This window comes from Moorena sp. SIO1F2 (assembly GCF_010672755.1).
Classification (GTDB): domain Bacteria; phylum Cyanobacteriota; class Cyanobacteriia; order Cyanobacteriales; family Coleofasciculaceae; genus Moorena.
The window spans coordinates 1-1,082 of record NZ_JAAHFV010000680.1 but is presented as its reverse complement, the minus strand read 5'-3'; the positions used below and the strand labels follow the sequence as shown (position 1 = coordinate 1,082).

The 1,082-nt window shown below is 45.6% G+C and carries 2 protein-coding genes; both read left to right on the top strand.

Going from position 1 to position 1,082, the window contains the following annotated elements; all coding sequences use genetic code 11:
* The coding region (locus F6J94_RS33985) for a nucleotidyltransferase family protein (RefSeq protein ID WP_293048380.1) at positions 1-772 on the top strand (772 nt) is incomplete at its 5' end.
* A 171-nt stretch (positions 773-943) separates the two neighbouring features.
* Positions 944-1,078 (top strand): hypothetical protein, encoded by a 135-nt coding sequence (locus F6J94_RS33980; RefSeq protein ID WP_293048379.1) that lies wholly within the window; start codon positions 944-946, stop codon positions 1,076-1,078.
* The last annotated feature ends 4 nt before the right edge of the window (positions 1,079-1,082 follow it).

The following is a 1,082-nucleotide window of genomic DNA, read 5'->3' as shown; positions in this document are numbered from 1 at the left end:
ATTGCAAAAAGACCTGGGCTGGGAGTATCACTTTGTGGATAAAAAGAGTCGAGTTTGTATTGACCTTCACGAGGGGATAGTACCCGATTTATTCTGTTTGCCATTAGATTTTGAGTATTTGCGATCGCATCTTCAGCCTCTATCTCTTGCTGGTAAGACAGTCTCTACTATCTCGCCAGAACAGATGCTGTTAATTCTCTGTGTGCAATTGGGCAAAGACTGTTGTCACTGGAGTGTACGTCTGGCTCAGTTATGCGACGTTGCTCAACTACTCCGTACTCATCCCCAGTTAGATTGGCGCAGAGTACTGGCAGAGGCTCAAAAGCTCGGTTGTGAACGCATGCTCTTGCTTGACCTTTGCCTAGTCAGGGATTTGCTGGGAGTCACGTTGCCACAGATAGTCTTAAATAAATTGCAAGCCCAACCAGTCTCCCAATCCCTCGCTATCCAAGTACGATCACAGCTTTTCCGTGACCTTGAACAGCCACCTAAGCTCTCAGAAGCAAAAGGGTTTTGGGTCTTTTTCTTGTCTTACAATCATCGCTTCTACTTCAGCATGAGAGAGCGTCTGCATGACAGAGTAATGTACTGTCTCCATTGGCTAAAAAACAGTTTGTTTGTTACCGTCATGCCCAACGAAGCGGATTGGGCGTTACTCTCCCTGCCTAGAGTGCTGGCTTTCCTGTATTATCCAATCCATATAATACGGTTGTTAATTAAGCATGGCATACAACCAATTTTCAGAACTCATCACGAGCCGCACTCCTTGTGATACCGAGTTGCATTCAAAGATAGTAGATTGGTTGGATAGGGAGATGGGGAGATGGGGAGATGGGGAGATTGGGGGAAGAGAAAGTTGTACGTTTGAGCGCAACTTGGTATGAAATCTTTATCTGTCATTTTTATATAGCATTTCTCAGACTTATTAGGTAAATTCAATGTCTTGATGCAGTCGCTCATGGGGGGAACCCCCACAGCTAGGCGCTGCTTTGCTACTCCCTACTCCCTACTCCCTACTCCCTACTCCCTACTCCCTAAATCTGATCACCAAACCGATGCTCTAGAGATAACTATCTAAAGCA